Annotated in this window: 2 protein-coding genes; both read left to right on the top strand. The window is 41.8% G+C overall.

Annotation, left to right across the window (positions count from 1 at the left end):
* The first annotated feature begins 39 nt into the window (after positions 1-39).
* Positions 40-19,671: a putative Ig domain-containing protein gene (locus HUU81_RS11205; RefSeq protein WP_199609036.1), complete on the top strand. Its 19,632-nt coding sequence runs from the start codon at positions 40-42 to the stop codon at positions 19,669-19,671.
* Positions 19,672-20,160: a hypothetical protein gene (locus HUU81_RS11200; protein ID WP_199609035.1), complete on the top strand. Its 489-nt coding sequence runs from the start codon at positions 19,672-19,674 to the stop codon at positions 20,158-20,160.
* Positions 20,161-20,303: the final 143 nt, after the last annotated feature.

Here is a 20,303-nt window from a genome sequence, read left to right as displayed (position 1 = left end):
GTGCTAATAGAATAATAATTATACGGAAGGAACGAAAACGTGGTTGCAATTGTTTCAGGTGACGCAGCAGGTCTATTTAATTCATCAATATCATCACTCGGCCAACAAGGGGCGGTAGGTCAAGCAGGCATTGGTCAAGCCAATGAACAAGTCTTTATTAATGCCATGACAGGTAACTTAATTGTTCAAGGGCGAGATGATAAATTATCAGCACTAGGTGCAGACTTTGGTGTATTACGTACATACAATAGCTTGGGTAGCATCAATGATAACAATGGTGACGATAACTGGCGTCTTGGTTTCTTAAGTTCAGTGACTGACTACACTGGTAGTTCAGTAAAGCGTGTGACGGCTGACGGCGCGGTGCAAACCTTTACTTATAACGCCATTGAGGGCGCGTACATCAGTACCGATGGTCGTGGTGCACACGACAAAATGGTACGAGATGGTGCAGACTGGGTATACACAGAAGGAACAAGTCTTGCCTCAATGCGATATGCCGCTGATGGCAAGCTTAAGAGTATTGTTGATAAAAATGGCAAAGGGCAACACTTTGTGTATGCCAATGGTCGCCTAGCAAAAGTACTGACAGATAATACGAACGGACAAACGACCACGACGTTTAATTATAATGCCGCACAGCAGCTGGAATCGATAACACTTAATAGTGATGATGCGACGACTCAGGCAGTATACAAGTATGAATATGATACACAAGGTCGCCTAGAGCATGTACGAGTTGACTTAACACCAGATAATGCAACAGACCAAAAAGAATATGTTACAAGCTACACCTACACCAGCAACACATCAGACCAATTAAAAACCTTAACGCAGTCAGATGGTACCACGCTAACCTTTCAATACTACAATAGCGGTAAAATTCATAAAGTGACTGATGGTGAGAACCATACAACGACTTACCGTTATTCTGATAATAGCTCTACTATCACTGTTGACGGTACAGAAATAAAACTAGGTTACGATGATGAAGGAAAGCTGCTTTCACGTACGGCAACTGTTAATGGACAAGAAGTTACAACAAAGTACAGCTATGACGCGAGTGATAACCTAGAGACTATTACTGACGGACTGGACAATACGGTAACGTTTGGTTATGACGCAATGGGTAATCAAATAAGTCAGCAAGACGCGCAAGGAAATCGTGTTGAGCGAAAATTTAATATTCATAACCAATTAATCATCGAAACGGTATTTGCTAAGCCAGATCCAGATGGTAATGGCGATGAAACAGCTAGTTTACCAGCATCAACTCGCTTTGTTTATAATGACAACCATCAGTTACGCTTTATGTTAACGCCAAGTGGTCAGGTGACAGAGTACCGTTATAACACGTTCGGTCAGCGTGTTTCACAGCATGTATATACCCAAGATAACTATAATACGAACGGGTTAGTGTATGAGCAAGTGCTAGCTGAGTCAGATCTTATAGAGTGGTTGGGAGAGCTTGGCTTATTTGGTGAGTATGATGTGCAGCTTATTGGGTATACCTACGATTTTAGAGGGCAATTACATACACAAACTCATTACACGGAAGTTGATGAAAGTGGTATTGGTGTTACAAGTACAGCAAGTACTAAGACCTTTACCTATGATATGTACGGTCGCTTACTTACAGAAACTACACCTGAATTACGCCAGTCAGTACTTAATTATGATGGACTTGGTCGTATAACGCAGAAGTTTGATACTGTATTGGCAAGTACAGCAATGGAGGAGAGAACGGCGTTAGAAAGTTATGTATATGACGACGCGACCCAAAAAATTACGGTAACACAAAATAATGGTTTGGTTACTACAACCAGTTACGACAAAGCAGGACGTGCAATAGAGGTATCAGCGGGCACTGCATCTGATACAGTCGCATTCAATCAAGTAGAATATATTTTTAATGCGCAGCAACAACAAGTGGCGCAACGCCACGCTAATGGTGCAGTTAGCTACACGTTATATGATAATGCAGGGCGACTAAAATACAGTGTAGACCGAGCAGGAGCAATTACTGAGTACACCTATAATGAAGCGAATCAACTTACGACTACTACAGCGTATGCCAACCTGATTACTACAAGTGGTTGGCTATCTGGTAATTCGCTAACAGAAGCTAACGGAAATATAACTGCGGTTACGGATATAGTAGCACACATAAGTGATAGTCAGCGTGACACATTGCAAGACAGAACATTGGCTAGTTATTACGATGATAGTGGACGTAAAACCTTTACCGTCGATGCAGATGGATACGCAACAGAATATCGCTATGACGGAGCGCACCGCTTAACCCATACTATTGAATATCACCGCCCTCAGGATGTAGTGGTGAATGAAAATGGCACGCCTCAAGTAGCACCAGGTGCTGATATGAGCGCGCGTGTATCACGCAATATTTATACGCCTGATGGTCAATTATGGGCCACGATAGATGGTGAAGGCTATGTTACAGAGTTTATCTACGATAAAGCAGGTCAGCAAACGGCGGTACTGGCGTATGCAAATAGAAAGCAGAATTTAACTTCTCGTAATATTATTGAGCAAAGTTGGTCAGAGTTGCAACCCAGCAGAAACTTCTCAAAAGATAGAGTGTCGCATTACCGTTATGACGGCCGTGGACAGCTAATCGCTACTGTGAACCCTGAAGGTAAACTAACACGAACTTCCTATCACAATGATGGTCAAGTTGATAAAGTTATTGAGTATGCAGAGCGTCATGTATCAATATCTATAGGTGGTAAAGTCACACTGCCGACAAATATCACTGTAAATGATCATGTTACTTCCCATACTTACAATGACCGTGGACAACTACACAGCAAAACACTTGCTCCTCAGAATATTCGTATTGACTACACCTATAATGAACAAGGTCAGTTAATCGGCACTACGACTGTTGATACTAATGATTTCGCTTCAGCACGCACCACGCTTATTAAACTTGATGAGTTGGGACGTGAGATAGGCCGACTTGACGGTGAGCGTAGTGATGGTGTGGAAAAAACCGCAACGGCGATAGCTGAGACGTTAGCGACGTTAGTAGGGCGAGACAATGTATACGACAGTCAAGGGCGTTTAGTAAGCTCATCAGATAATGAGGGGCAGATAACGTATTTTTATTACACTATGCGCGGCGAGCTGGCAGCTACGATTGATGGTTCAGGTAATACACAGCGCATAACATACAATGCGTTTGGTGAGCAAACAAGTGTGCGTAACTATGTCACACCAGTCAATGCGTTAAATACGTTATCAGGTGGTAATATAAGTGACATTGATTCGGTGCTTACATCGCTTTCCAGCACGCATGACAATGTAATAAACAACACATACACACACCGCGGGCAACTTGATATTACGACAGATAGTGCGGGTAGTTATGTAAACCGTGATTATAACGCATTTGGTGAAACAGTTACTTTAACCACCCAATTAACAGACACAACAACGCGCCTCGACACCTTTGGCTATGATAAGCGTGGTTTACATACTAGCACGTTAACAGATAAAGAAGGAGATGCGCTGACTACTGGTGTTACTTTTGATGCGTTTGGCAGAATAGAGTCTAGCACGGATCGCAATAACAATAGTACAACCTATATCTATGATGATAACGCAGGCCAAACGGTTACATCATATACGACAGCAAATGGTGTAGTGACCGAAAAAATTGAAGTGGATGTATTTGGGCGAACTGTTAGTGTTACGGATGCTTCACAACGTACTACTACAACTGAATACGATGATACAAAACGTAAAAAGTTAATAGTTAATGGTGCTGGCAACGGCACAAAGTTTATTTACAACGAACATGGCGAATTAACGGATATTATAAAAGGTGAAGTGGTTGACAACACGTTAACCAGTACTGATGAGCATATCCATTATAGTTATGATAAGAATGGCAATAAGTTAACTGAAGTTAAAGGATTTGGTAGTGAGCAAAGTATCACTACTACCTTCAAATACGATGACAATAACCGTTTAAAATCACGCATTGTAGATGAAGGTGGTATTAATTCAAATACCGATTATCTATATGACGCTAATGGTAATGTTATTAGCAAAACAGATGCTAAAGGACAGGTCACTCGCTATGCACATGATGGCTTAGGTCGTTTAGTATACCAATTGAATCCAGATAATAGTTTAGTTCAATCTCATTACGATACAGCTGGGCGCCGTGTGGCCAGTACGCGCTATATATCTAACATAAGCGATGTGTTTACAGGTGATAAAGCCACTGTTTCTATGACTATTTCTGATATAGATGCATGGAGTAAAGGAGATAAGCTTACTTCGTATAATAGCTATGATGACGCAGGGCGCTTGCGTTTTAGTATTGATGCGCAAGGTGGAGTAGTTGAAAATGTGTACAATGCTCGTGGCTTGGTAACTGAACGAATTCGTTATGCAACAACGAAGGTCTTAACAGATGAGCAAGTTACGGCATTATTAGTGGGTAACTTGAGCGATAGTGAATTAGCCGCGTTACGTCCAACGACTGATACTGATACTGATCAAATAACGGCTACGATATATGATGGTAATGGCCAAGCACTGTATAGTTTACAAAAGTTAGCTAATGGTCAGGCTTATGTAAAACAAAGTGAGTATGATGCAGCTGGACGCCTGATTAAAACACGTGCTTTTGATGGCCCTATTGAGTACAAAAATAATTATAGTTCAGAAGCAATTAAGAGCGTATTAAAAGAACTGCATAACAATACTGATAACCGTATAACGGAACTATTTTACGACAACGCAGGCCGCTTAAGGTTCACTATAGATGACCAAGGCGGTGTAATAGAGCATCGTTATAACTTAGCAGGGCAAGAAAGCGCGATGATTGCCCATGCCTCGGCATTGGCCTACGATCCTAACCTAAGTTACAGCCGTTTGGAAACCTTATACACTAATGCTACGGTTGCCGAAGCATCGCGCGAAACCTACACCTTTTACACTGCTGCTGGTCAAGTTGAAAAGATCATTGATGCTCAAGGACATATTGAGTCATGGACATACTTCGACAATGGTTTGAAGAAAAGTTACACCAATAAAAAGAATCAAACGTGGCACTATACATACGATGATGGTGGTCGTTTAACACGTGAAATTTCACCACAAGTCACGGCTTATTGGGCCGGAGTTACAGTTAACAGTGCTGAGCCGCATTTAGCTCGCCAAGTCACGGAGTTTGTGTATGACAGTACTGGAAACGTTAAATTACGTCATCAAGGATATACAACACAAGTTGACGATACTACTCAAAGTTGGTCGCAAGCTATACTCACTGGTATCCGCACAACTGAATTCAAATATGATGCTAGTGGTCGCCAGAGTGGCATTATTGAGCCTAATGCATCAAGCGCTGCGCCTGTACACTCAACAGTTACATATAATGCACTTGGTCAAGCAGTCGTTAACCTGATCACTACTCAGGATAGTGAAGGCAACGACAAGCATATCTATACTTACAAAGTTTACAACGCAGTTGGACAAGTTGCTTATGATGTTGATGCTGAAGGGTATGTAACAGGTTATCAATATGATGCTCAAGGCAATCAAACGCACTTAACTCGTTATGGACAGCGTTTAGAGACTACTAGCTTTACGCAGACAGGAGGTGAGCAAGCTGAGCCATGGTCTGCTGGTAGCGCAATAACGTTAGCGCAAATTGAAGGGCAGTTGTCACAATTAAGCAGTACTGACGTCAGAACAATTCATACTGAATACAATACATTAAATCAAAAAACCAGTGTTAAACAGCCGAGTATTACGTATTGGGAAGTCACCAGTACAGGGAGCGTGGTTGCAAAAACTGGACAGCCAGAAACCAAATATGAATATAACGCGTTTGGCGATGTGGTTGTTGAAAGTACACGTATTAATAGCCGAGAGAGTGCTGCTACCACGCATTATTATAATGATTTAGGGCAGCGCACACATACTGTTGATGCAGAAGGTTATGTTAGTAAGTGGTCTTACAATGAGTTTGGTGAAGTAGATAAATATACAGAGTATGCTCAACCCGTTACCTCGATAGATAAGCAAGTGATCCCGAATCCAGCGAAGCCGTCTGCTGCCCAAGCCCAAAACCGAACATGGGAATACCGCTATGATAATTTAGGGCGTAAGACACATGATATTCAAACAAACATCGTCTACCACACTCTAGACAATGAAGATATCGCGCAAGCAAAAAAAGTAGTTAAGCATGAAGGAAATACTGCAAAGAGTGTTATTGAGACAAAATACGATGCATTAGGCAACGTTGAGCAGCTTATTCAAAATGGGGTTGCAACGCTTACAGAATATGATGAATTAGGACGTGCTGTAGGCGTGCAACAGCAGGCAACAGTAATCGATGTTGATAAGCTTACATCAGAGTGGCAAAGTCAGAATACAGTCTTGCAATCGCAATATTACTATGATGCGTTTGGTAATGTAGTGCTGTCAATTTCGGGTACAGATGTTGACAATGATGGCCAGCTGCTTCATACCGAGAAAAATCGCATAACAAGCAATGTCTATAATAATAAAGACCAAGTTATTCGTAGTGTGGACGCTGAAGGCGCTACGACAACCTATGTTTACGATCATGCTGATAAGATAATAGAGCAAGCCGTCGGATTTGAAGTAGCAGAGCAGCAATATCATTACAAAGCACAAGTTGAAACTGAGCGCTCCGGTAGATATAGCCAACACGATGAATACAGATATCATGACTTGCCGTCATGGTTGACACTTAACAAAGACACTGGCTATTTAGAAGGTACAGCGCCCAATCAGGTTGATTTTACTGTTGTAGTTGAAGTACAGGATGAATATTTAAAAACGTTGTATCAAGAACGCTTTGCCGTGAAAGCTAACATTAATGAAGAGGTGAGCATAAGACCTGAGGGACAATGGCATTATGCCCCGCAAGATAAAACCACTGATTATGCCACTGTGCAATACCAGTATGACGACTTAGGGCAGCAAGTTGCCATCACACATTTACGTGAAGTTCAGGGTAAAGACGACAGGATTGAGCGCTTTCAAGCAATGCAATATAACGCATTTGGCGAAGTTGTTGCTAAAGGTGATCCACAAGACCCGCTATTTACTCCATCAGATCAACAACCATTACAAGAAAAGTATACTTACAACAGCGTTGGCAATCTAACGTCAGGTAATGGTGGTGATGGAGTGAAAAAAGTCTATCGTTATGACCTGCAAGGAAACCTTGTTTATCAATCGCACCCAGAGTCAGGTGCAACAGTAACCTTATACGATAAACTTGGTCGAGCTAAACAGCAGTATATGGCAACGTTTGCGGTTGATGGCGTAACGGTGAAGCCATCAATCCGTCAATCGTATGATCGCTGGGGCAACACAACGCAGTTTATTGACGCTAATAATAATACGACTAACTATGTGTATAACCACGCAAATAAATTAATTGAAGAAAAACGTCCATTAGTCAGCGTGATGAGTGAACACGGAAACGAATATGTAGTACGTCCTACATTCACTAACTTTTTTGACAAAAACGGACGTCTAATAGGGCGTTTAGATGCGAATCAAAATGATTCAAAGCAGACGAATGTTTTAAGCTATCGCCTTAATCAATATACGCAAAGTGGACAATTGGCAGCGAGCAAAGACGAAACAGACAATATAACTCGCGTAGGTTACAACGCTTTTGGAGAGCAAACAGCAAGTCAAAACGGAATTGGTTATATCACCACAAACAAGCTGAATAAACTAGGTAAAGTGATTGAGACGGGTGATATTAGAATTAATGAACAAGGACAACAGGTTTATACGTCGTTAAACCGTTATCAATATAACGAATTGGGACATAAAACCTCATACTGGGATGCAGCAGGAAACGAATATATATACCTATACAATACCTTAGGACAAATGACATATTCACGTACCCCAGGCGGAGTTGAGATGTCCTATGAATATGATAGTCGTGGTAATAGAGTTTTAGAGAGTTACGATGGTTTGGTGCTAAATAGTAATAGTGACAAGCACCGTAATGTTTGGCTGTATAACTATTTTGGACAAATCGATAACCTAAACGACTTAGGTGGCAATAAGGTCAAGCATAATTACATCAATGGTCAATTACGCACGCGTACTGTTGATTTAGGTGGTAACGGCATTAATGATCAAACAGTGACATACACCTATTATGACAATGGAATGGTGAAAAGTATTCATGATGATGACACAGGATCTATCACCAAGTTTAAGTATGATCAAACTGGAAAAACAATTGAAGAAGACCGTTATACTGAAAATGCCATCAGTGAGCAAAACCATGAAGTTACCACATTAAAATACGACAGTAATGGCCGTGTTAAACGCGTGATAGTGACTGATGCGCTGCAAGATGAAACGGTTGCAGTGATTGACTATACATACGACGCAATGGGTAACCGACGCAGCATGAACGTGGTTAATGGTTACACAGGAAATGTTACCTTAATAGGTGATGGTGCACCGATGTATAACCCTGACTTTGAAGGAGTAGCATACCCTCCAGTGTCCGTTGGAAGCAGTACCTATAGTGAAGAAATAGGGCTGGCAGAGCATATTTTTTATGATGCTGAAGGTGACGCGTTACAATACGACCTTGTCCCGTTTGTAGATCCTGCAAATCCTGACGTCAACTACCCAGTCCCTGACTGGATAGAGCTTGACTCAGCAGCATTAGCCGAGCAGCCTCCACGTATTGTGTTACGTATCAAGCCAGGTAAAACTGCTAACAGTGCTGGCACCTACACCTTTAGTATACGAGCTAGTGTCATTGATGGGCCGAGCGATCACTTTGTATTATTACCAATTAGTTTGCCAGTAATTGCTAATTTAGGGCCACGCTTTAAAGAAGGTAAAAACTTTGATGCGGTGCCTGATTTTACTATTAGTCAACCGTATGGACCGCACACGCTAGATTTGAACACATATATTGAAGATCCCGAAAAGCAAGCCTTAACGTTTAGTGCGGATTGGAGTGAGGGCTATACCGATTCAGAAAAAACTGCGTTATCAGAATGGTTTGAGTTTAAGGTAGATAAAAACGGTCGTTTAACATTAGCCACGAAAGCAGGGGCAGTTGTTCCAGAAAGTATGCTAGGCACACAACTTGATGTAACGATTAGTGCAAGCGATGGTGTTAAAAGTACGCCGTTTAATTTAGGTATTGCGGGGCCAGCCTCCACTTTTACCCTGCCAGAAGAGGGAATTAAGTTACAACAATATGATGGCTTTACGCTTGACTTAATGCAGTATTTAGACGGTATCACTGATGGCATTAGGTTTGAGGTAAAGGACAAAGAGGTTGGAAGCAGCAAGATTAGTCAATCAGGAGAGCCTAGCTTCAACTTGTTAAGTATCACAGAGGGAGCAATAGTAACCGATGTTGAGCGAGAAGTGCTTATCAATATATATCGTGATAACAATTCACAGCCAGAGCATTCGATTCCGACGACGATATTAATTGATGCGAAGCCGCAACCACCTGTATTTAGTCATGTAAAGCTATCGGGGTATGGAGACGGAGAGTTTAGCCTACCAGCGTTCACAGACCACAATGGGGATGAATTAATATATAGCATTATAGCAGAGCCAGAGGTTCAAGGGGCGGCTTTTAATATAGGGGTGTATCAACCAGAAACGAATACTTATTTAGTCTCATATACAGGAGCAGATAAACTCTCTAGGCAGGGCAAGCTATTGATCACTGCAACACAGAGTGGTAATGCTAATATGTATAGCTCACTCGAAATTGAGTATAGCAAAACATATAATCACCCGCCTGAAGCGAGTGATATTTCTCCTCAAAAAGGTATGGTCGGCGAGGAGTTTATTTTAGAACATTATTTTACAGATGTTGAATTCGATAATTTAACTGCCGAAGTAGTAGGACTTCCAAATGGTTTGGAGTACTCATTTGAACGTATATCGCTAGATGACCTCGATGATGAAAGCAGTGGTGGGACGTTTAAGCCTCCTTATGTTTTGACAATCAGTGGTTCACCGACGACTGTGGAAGTGAGTAATGTTATTGTTACAGTATCTGACTTGTATAGTCCAGTCCCCCTTGTCAAAGAATTTGAATTTGTTGTTGAGAAAAGTGACAAACCTATTGTGGTCTCATCAATTACAGTTAAAAGTGGTGAGAATGTTGCGTTATCTAGTTTAGTAACAGGAGGTAATTATTCGTCGGTTTGGGTGAAGGAAAACTCAGTATATGCAGAAGAGTATTTTTATAATGGAAGTTGGGACTCGAGACAGACGCGAGTGACAAACTGGCTTACATTGCACGATGACGACTCAATAACTGCAAACAACAGTTACGAAAGAGGTGAATTTACATTAATGGTGCAGCAAGGAAATAATGCACCGACGGAGCACAAAGTTAATATTGCGTATAATGAAAAGCCAGATGGAACAAGTGGCGGGTCAGTTTTTGTAGATAAAAATAAAACGAAGTACGGCATGAAAGTAGCGTTTAAGGATATTAATGAACTTGATACGCTAACTTATACATATAGGCTAAATAATGGGCCAGAACTAACAAAGTCACAACTTGAAAATAGTATTGATTGGCTGAGTATTAGTGAGTCAGAGAGTGTGGTTGCACCTAGTGTTGGCGGTGCAGGTCAGGGTTCGTCAAAGCTGGGTGAAGTACGATTTTCTAAAATAAGCAGTGCCCCTGTAGGTGTTTATAATTTTGCTGTATTTGCATCAGATGGTAAGAATGCGAAAGTACGTGCAAACATCGCTATTAATGTTGTTGAGCCTATAAGTGTTAAGTCATCAATTACAGTTAAAGGTGGTGAGAATGTTGCGTTATCTAGTTTAGTAACAGGAGGTAATTATTCGTCGGTTTGGGTGAAGGAAAACTCAGTATATGCAGAAGAGTATTTTTATAATGGAAGTTGGGACTCGAGACAGACGCGAGTGACAAACTGGCTTACATTGCACGATGACGACTCAATAACTGCAAACAACAGTTACGAAAGAGGTGAATTTACATTAATGGTGCAGCAAGGAAATAATGCACCGACGGAGCACAAAGTTAATATTGCGTATAATGAAAAGCCAGATGGAACAAGTGGCGGGTCAGTTTTTGTAGATAAAAATAAAACGAAGTACGGCATGAAAGTAGCGTTTAAGGATATTAATGAACTTGATACGCTAACTTATACATATAGGCTAAATAATGGGCCAGAACTAACAAAGTCACAACTTGAAAATAGTATTGATTGGCTGAGTATTAGTGAGTCAGAGAGTGTGGTTGCACCTAGTGTTGGCGGTGCAGGTCAGGGTTCGTCAAAGCTGGGTGAAGTACGATTTTCTAAAATAAGCAGTGCCCCTGTAGGTGTTTATAATTTTGCTGTATTTGCATCAGATGGTAAGAATGCGAAAGTACGTGCAAACATCGCTATTAATGTTGTTGAGCCTATAAGTGTTAAGTCATCAATTACAGTTAAAAGTGGTGAGAATGTTGCGTTATCTAGTTTAGTAACAGGAGGTAATTATTCGTCGGTTTGGGTGAAGGAAAACTCAGTATATGCAGAAGAGTATTTTTATAATGGAAGTTGGGACTCGAGACAGACGCGAGTGACAAACTGGCTTACATTGCACGATGACGACTCAATAACTGCAAACAACAGTTACGAAAGAGGTGAATTTACATTAATGGTGCAGCAAGGAAATAATGCACCGACGGAGCACAAAGTTAATATTGCGTATAATGAAAAGCCAGATGGAACAAGTGGCGGGTCAGTTTTTGTAGATAAAAATAAAACGAAGTACGGCATGAAAGTAGCGTTTAAGGATATTAATGAACTTGATACGCTAACTTATACATATAGGCTAAATAATGGGCCAGAACTAACAAAGTCACAACTTGAAAATAGTATTGATTGGCTGAGTATTAGTGAGTCAGAGAGTGTGGTTGCACCTAGTGTTGGCGGTGCAGGTCAGGGTTCGTCAAAGCTGGGTGAAGTACGATTTTCTAAAATAAGCAGTGCCCCTGTAGGTGTTTATAATTTTGCTGTATTTGCATCAGATGGTAAGAATGCGAAAGTACGTGCAAACATCGCTATTAATGTTGTTGAGCCTATAAGTGTTAAGTCATCAATTACAGTTAAAGGTGGTGAGAATGTTGCGTTATCTAGTTTAGTAACAGGAGGTAATTATTCGTCGGTTTGGGTGAAGGAAAACTCAGTATATGGCATGGTAGACTGGAGGAACAGCGAAGGAAGCTGGGATGAAAGAGAAGAGCGGGCAAACGACTGGTTTACACTACATGATGACGACTCAATCAATGTGAATAATAATTATGAGGAGGGAAGGTTCACATTAATGGTGCAGCAAGGCAATGATGCGCCAACAGAACATGAGATTACGATTAAATATAATGAAAAGCCGAACGCAATAGGTAGTGAACAAACAGTAGGCTTTTATACTGGTTATGGAATGCCGACAAAGTACTTTTTGTATACAGACATTAATCATCTTGATACCTTAACATTTACCTATACTGTGAATAATGGAGAAAAGCTAACGGAGTCTCAGTTAGAACAGAAACTCACATGGTTAAACGTTAATGAATCTTTCACTTATGATAATCCTACTAAGCCTGTAGGTAAGGCTAAAAGAAGTAAAGTAACGTTTTCTGGTGGCGGGAACGCGCAAGTTGGTGTGTACGTAATCGATATTTTTGCATCAGATGGTATAAACTCCGAAGTTATCAATACACTGACGATAAATGTGGGAAGAAAGCCAGCGCCACCGACTAATCCAGAGCCACCGACTAATCCAGAGCCACCGACTAATCCAGAGCCACCGACTAATCCAGAGCCACCGACTAATCCAGAGCCACCGACTAATCCGGAGGAACCTACTAATCCGGAGGAGCCGACTAATCCAGAGCCACCGACTAATCCAGAGCCACCGACTAATCCGGAGGAACCTACTAATCCGGAGGAGCCGACTAATCCGGAACCGCCGACGAATCCTGAACCCATCAATAATGCGCCAACAGTGAAGAAATATCCTAGTTTAGAAACTATTGCTAGTGGAGTAGAGAGAGCCATAAATCTTAGCGCGTACTTTGAAGATAATGATCCTGAAGATTATTTATCTTATGAATACTTGAGCGGTTCAAAAGGGAAGGTTTTTGGCTCTTATCTGGAGATTGTTAATAACGAAAGGTATACGAAAAAGCACCATGCATATGTAAAGGCTATTGATAGTAAAGGTAATGATTCTCCTACTCTAAGATTTGAATTTGAGCTTATAGGTTGGGATCGTGACGGTGGCCTTAATCCAAAGATGCTTTCTATGAATGCCCCTGTGACGGTTAGCGCTCGATCAGTGATAGAATCTACACCAAGCAGCATAACAAGTGCACAGCTAGCCAATACACAAGCTTCTGAAACTGTGATAACAGGTAGTTCAGGCACAGATAACTTTACCTATAAATTAGGTGATGGTGATGTAATTATTGATGATGCTGACGGTACTGATACATTAACGCTAGGAAATGGTATTACACCAGGCAATATAGCTGTTACAGCAGATAATGAAAATTTGTATATTACTTTATCAACCGGTGAAAAATTAACCTATAAAAACTGGCTTACAGGTAAAAACATTGCATTAGAGTACATAGTATTTTCTGATAATACACAGTGGACTCACCGTGATATTGGTCGTGTATTAACCATTGAGGGAACAGAAGAAAAGGATGTATGGGACTATACAGCGGCGTTTAATGAGCTTGGACATCGTGGAGGCAAAGGTGATGATGAATTAGGCGGCGGTGTATTTGACGATCGCTATTACTATAACTTAGGCGACGGCAGTGATTTGATCACAGATACAGCAGGCAATGACAGTATTATCTTTGGAGCAGGAATTACGCAAGACAACATTAACTTTACAGCGGATGATAGCCATTTATATATAAACTTGCCTGATGGTGAAACAATAGCGTTCGCTAACTGGTTTGATGGCAAGTACATCACGTTGGAAAGCATAGTGTTCAGTGATGGCACTAGCATGGATCGCCGTGATATTGGTCGTGAATTGCAACGTGTAGGAACAGATGGTAACGATATATTGGATCACAGTGGTGCATATAATGAATTAGGGTACCGAGGTGGGTTAGGCGACGATACCATTATCGGGGGGAGCTTTGCTGACCGCTATTATTATGATTTAGGTGATGGTAACGACATCATTAATGATATTAGAGACAATGACACCATCATATTTGGCACTGGAATTACAGCTGACAATATTCGTATTTATGCCAAAGGTGGTCCTGTAGGGGATATGTATATTGGCTTACCTGACGGCGCCATAATTACGATAAAAGACTGGTTTGTTGATGGTGCGACAGATATACGCATTGAAAATATCGAGTTTGCAGATGGAACTCATTGGAATCGCCATCATATTGGACAGCAGTTAGTTATTGAAGGCACTGCAGGAGATGACACATGGAGCTTTAACCAAGAAGGTATGAGTGCTTCAATGTATTTAGGGCATCGAGGAGGACTGGGTAACGATACACTCACAGGTGCGTTATACCATGACCGATACTACTACGCTAAGGGCGATGGCAACGACACTATTATTGATAGTGGGTCTGGTAATGCCATTTACTTTGACGATATCAATGCTGATGAAATAACCTACTACCGTGATGGTGATGATGCCGTGTTATTTGTTAATAGCACGAACAACATATTGCGAGTAAGTGATTGGTTTAGTGATGTTCAACATATGATGGACTTCATCCACTTTGCAGATGGCAGCCGTCACCGAGGGAGAGACTTAGCTAACTCTTTTGATGCGATGCCTAATAACTTTGCCCCATCAGCTAGACCAATTGCTGATTTGGTTAAAGCCATGAACACTCCTATTGACTATGAAGTAGGTGCGCATTTTGATGATGCAAACAACGATGCATTAACTTTAAGCGCTGCAGCGTTAATAGGAAATGACCAAACAGGATGGACGATAACAGAGCTACCTACAGGGTTAACTTTCGATGCAAGTACTGGGCGTCTAAATGGAACTGTTGCGACGCCTGGCGATTACACTATACAAATTAAAGCGTCAGATGGCATAGAGACGACTGCGCAGCAGTTTATGCTGACGGTGTTCGATCCAAATGTAGCACCTACTTATGAGGGAATGCATACTGCTACAGTCACAGCAGGTGACTTTGTGCGCATACCAGTAACCTTCGTAGATGCCAATAATGACGTATTAGATTACGATGTAAGCGCATTACCAGATTGGCTTACTCATGGCGTTAGCACACAAGAAATATACGGTTTTGCCCCGTTGAATGCACCAACGGAAAATATTGTGATTAATTTACGTGCGACAGACCCAAGTGGTGAGCAAGCCAGTGCGCAAATAACCCTAGCAGTAAATGCGTTAGCGGTAACACCTATTGAAACCGTGGCATTAACACACCAACAAACAGACTACGGTAAAGCTTTTAATTATAACGTAGCCAATGCATTTTCAGCGTTGGGGCAGGATATTGCCTATGAAGCACAAATACGCACTGCCAATGGCACATATCAACCTTTACCTGCGGAAAGTTGGCTAAGTATTAGCCATGATGGCATCATTAGTGGCACTCCTTCACAAGCAGACGTAACGGCAGGGCAGTATATTCAAATTACCGCTACAAATCCTAATGGCCAAACACAGCAAGGTGAATTTCGAATACGAGTTACTGGGCCGCAGGCCAAAGATGCAGGTGTGATAGAAGCAGTTAAAGCGGAAATGATAAGTATTGATGTAAAACAATACTTCAGTGGTTTAGGTGATGCTGCTCGCTATGGCGTAGTGATTGAACTGCCAGAGGCAAATGTTCCTGAAGAAGTTACGCCAAATGCGGCAACTAACTCGATGATGCATAGTATGGCAATGCCTTCCTCTATGTTAATGGCAGCCGCCAGTTCAAGTGATGATGCGCCAGAAATCGTCATTCCTGAATCACTAAATTGGTTACATTTTGATAGTGAAACAGGGTTATTAAGTGGAAGGCCGTCACAGGACTTTGCAGATAAGTTAAAAATTACCTTTATCGCTAAAGATGGTGATGTGGCATTGGAATCGAAAGGTGAAATTCAGATTGATGAGAAAGCCACACAAGACACCTACTGGTTTACTTATGATACTGCCAATCGCGTAGTGATTGACGGTGGCAACATGAAAGAAAATGGCACTATAGGCATAAGCCAACATGGCCAATACTTCGAGTATGACGCCGCAGGACGTGCAGATTTCATTATCAACGATAAAGGGTTTACCGCACAAGCGCTCAGCTATACCGCACAGGGTCACTTAGCAAGTATGCGCCAAACGTACTCGACTACTGCTGAGCACCAATATGGCCGTAACTTAGAAGTAGACTTGTTCGCCGAGCGTTATAATCGAAGTTGGAATGATATTGCGTGGTCGCGCCAAGTGCGTCACGAATACAATATCTTAGGCCAGAAGGCGTTAACGCTTAACTATTTTGCTCCGACATCGACGAGAACCTTGGAAGTGAGAGATGGCGACTGGAGCTATGACGTCACTTTTGACTTATCGGGCGAAGAAAAGTCAATACAGCGATTTGAGTATACGGTTGATGGTAACTTTGACAAAGTTAGCCAGAGTGGCTGGGTGCAAGCATCGTTAGAAGATGTATTAAAAGCGCAGTTCACAGCTCAAGGTACGCATCAGGTTATTGATGCCAACTTAACTGGTTTATTATCAGAGAGTACTAGTCATGGGTTAAATACATCAACTTATTTCTACGACGACGCAGGCCGTATGGACAGGATGAAATACAATAACTATAAAAGAACAGATACCAGTGACCATACAACGCCAAGCCAGTACATGCACACCTTTAGTTATACTTATACAGGTCGTCAGCAGTATTTAGAAAGTAGAGTGAGTGGGTCAAGTAACACCGAAGGATATAAACCGACAACTACTACCAGCTTCTATGACGCAAGCGGTAATCGTTATGCAATAGAAGAAAAATCAACAATAGAAGGTAGTAAAATCAGTGCGCGTTACTTTGATACATCAGCGGATGGTAAGTTAGTAAAGAAAGTATCGGGTACACAAAACAGAACACACTTAGGCGCATTGCCATCAGTACCGGTTGAAGGGCCGATTAACGGTGGTGGTACAACAAAACCAAATGGTGAAGAGACCCCAATCACCTTCCCAAATAATCCGCCAACCAACGTACCGGGATTACCGGAAGAACGGCCAACTGTAGCACATACCATTAGGTTTACAGAAAGCAAAAGTACGCATTGGGAAGGCGGTGAAAAAGAAATGCGTTCGACCACCAGTCACTATCTGCATGCAGGTGGTAATTACCTCGGTGAAATGAAAGAAAACGGCGAGGTCACAGTTAAGCAGGCACACTTTGAAGGGATATCAGCAAAAGCACCGGGTAGTGCTATGCGCCACCAAGTCACCACGGGTGAAACCTTACAAAGCATCGCGGTCGCGTACTACGGTAATCCAGACTATTGGTATATCATTGCCGATGTGAATGGTATTTCGCTAGAAGCAGGCGAGCCGTTAGTGGCAGGACAAACACTCACCATCCCAGAGCAAGCAAATAACGCCAACCGGTTTGATACCTTTACCGCGTATAATGTGGCGGAGCAGATAGGTGACACCACGCCAAGCTTACCGTTTGTGCCGCCACCGCCAGAGGCTGCGTGTAATATGGTGGCAACGATTATTGTTGTGATAGTGGCCATTGTAGTGTCAGTGGTGACATATGGTGCAGCAACACAAATGGGGATGGCCGCATGGCAAGCTGGCGCCGCGGCGGGTGCTGCGGGCAGTGTTGCTTCTCAGGGCACTGCTATTGCACTGGGTCAACAACAAGGTTTTGATTGGGGGCAAGTAGCGGTTGCCGCCTTTGCAGGTGGTGTTGGTGGTGCAGCAGCGCAAGGCATGGGAGCAGGTGGTACATCAGAGGGCATGTTTACAGTACTAGACAAAGGCAAAGCGGTATTAACACCAGTAGGGCGTGCAATCGCAGGTGCAGCAAGCAGTGTTGCCACAGCGGCAGGTAATGCTATGGTGGGTAAACCATCAGGGTTTAGTTGGGCGAATGTCGCAGCGTCAGCAGCATCGGCTGCATTTGGAGGGCGCATAGTAGGTTCAAATGGCTCAGGTAATATTGCAACAGATGTTGTTAACAATGTTGTAGGAAGTGCCGTGGGTTATGGTGTGAATCGCGCGTTTGGTGGTGACAGAAGTTGGAATGGCAAGGAAGTGCTTGCGGATGCCTTTGGCAATGCGATTGGGAACAGTATTGCCCAGTCAATTATTAAGTCACAACGTATAGCAGACCTTGAGCGTCAGGAAAAATTGGATAAAATGGGACAAGAGCTGTTCCAAAATTCAAGTGCAACTGTTAATAAGAATGTTGAAAATAGTTTGCGTATATCAAGATCAAAAGCTGCTAATCAAGTGGCTGAAAACCTAACTTCTCAAACTAATGCTATTACGCAAGGTATGGAAGACCTTCATAATACCTATAGTAATTACTCCATTGATTATGATGCAAATGTCCGTTCATCAGTTGCGGTTAGCTCGCTAGCTACGAAGAGTAATATTGCTTCTGTCACAAATGCTGCAATTAACCATGGTCAACAATTAGGTGCTGCTGAGCGTGTTCGCGGTCAACAATTCTTAAACGCTAATCTTGGTAGATATGCACAAGGCGATACAATAGCACGTATGGATATGGCGAAGTTCACTGCAGGGACAACGCAAGGTTGGCTCGTTGATATGAATGATGATGCTACTCGTTGGGCTTGGGCTAGTAACCAGACTGATGAGTTTGCTGAAGCTGTTAGAGTTGGTGCAGATTACGCAGCGGATATCGCCCTTCTCACCACGGGTGTTGGCGTAGTTGGACTTGGTGCAAAAGTTGCGTTTCAAGGCGTTAGAAATACTTTTAAAGGAGTACTAATTTCTGGCTATGGAGCTGGTTCTATTGCTTCTGGTTCGTCATATATCTACGGTGGGTATAATTTATCTGGAGCAGGTGTGAGTGTAATAGGTGATTCTATGCACGGGTTAATGAGTGATGGATCAGCCGCTTCGGTGTACGCTAATAAAGGTTGGGGGTATGCTAATCAGACAAGTGTACTATTGAGCACTGCGGTAAGACTAGTTGATCAAGGAGGGCTGGTAAGAGGTTCTGTAGCAATTAGCGCTTTCGACAAAACTATTGAAGGAAAGTATGTTTTTGGAATTTACAATGACGAAGCATCGTTTGTTCAGGGTAAACTACCAAATTTAGGTAAAGCATTTACTGCATCCATTTCTGGAGATGTTGGTTATAGTTCTAAGACATTCAAAAGTGATAACCTTAACTTTGCTGGTAGGTACGATCTAGATACGGGTGAATTTAGCCAAATTTATGAAACTGATGCACTTAAAAGTGATTTATTTAAGACTAGGTTTGGAAAATTCAAAGGTAGTGTTGGTGCTAGAACAACAAATGGGATGACTGTACCAGCAATAAATGCTGGTTGGGAATTTATGGGAATAACACTATCTGCTGAATGGCGAGGTAAGCCTTAAATGACTGAAGTAACATGCACTATGAATGTTGAAGTTTCAATAACTGTAAACAAAAAGCTATTTAGAAAAGATAGGGTATCTTTTGATACGAGCTTAAATGAAAGTTATGAAATAGGATTTAACAATGGATCTTTTTTAAAAAATGAAAATGAGTTTTTATACTCTTATCAAAAAGGTTCCATTTATCCTTATTACAAAGCTAAACCATGTAGTATTAAGACCTGTGGTGCTGTTAAAGAGTACCCTTTGATAGTAAAAATTCCTGGCTTTAGCGATATTGAAATTGATAAGCCTCAATGGAATAAATTGCGTTGGACAATTTCTATTCAAGAAAAAATAGTTGCAATTTTAATTTTGAAAACGTCAATTTGGCCGTTTAAAGAAGAGTATTTGTTACAAGTTGAAAAAGTGAACGAAACTAAGACGGATTTATTAATGTTTGTTTTATTACTCATGTACGATCGTATCAACGACTACACAGGGACTTAGACGGCCGTACGTCGGGTTAATTTGTCGGGTGGCGCTACGCTTAACCGACCTACGCTTAACGTTTATGGGGTGTAGGTTGGAAAAGCCGGAGGCGCCTTCCGACATATTGAATGACTAGGTATGTAATCACAACAATGTGAGCG

The organism is Flocculibacter collagenilyticus, assembly GCF_016469335.1.
GTDB lineage: Bacteria > Pseudomonadota > Gammaproteobacteria > Enterobacterales > Alteromonadaceae > Flocculibacter > Flocculibacter collagenilyticus.
This window is presented reverse-complemented; position numbering and strand designations above follow the sequence as displayed.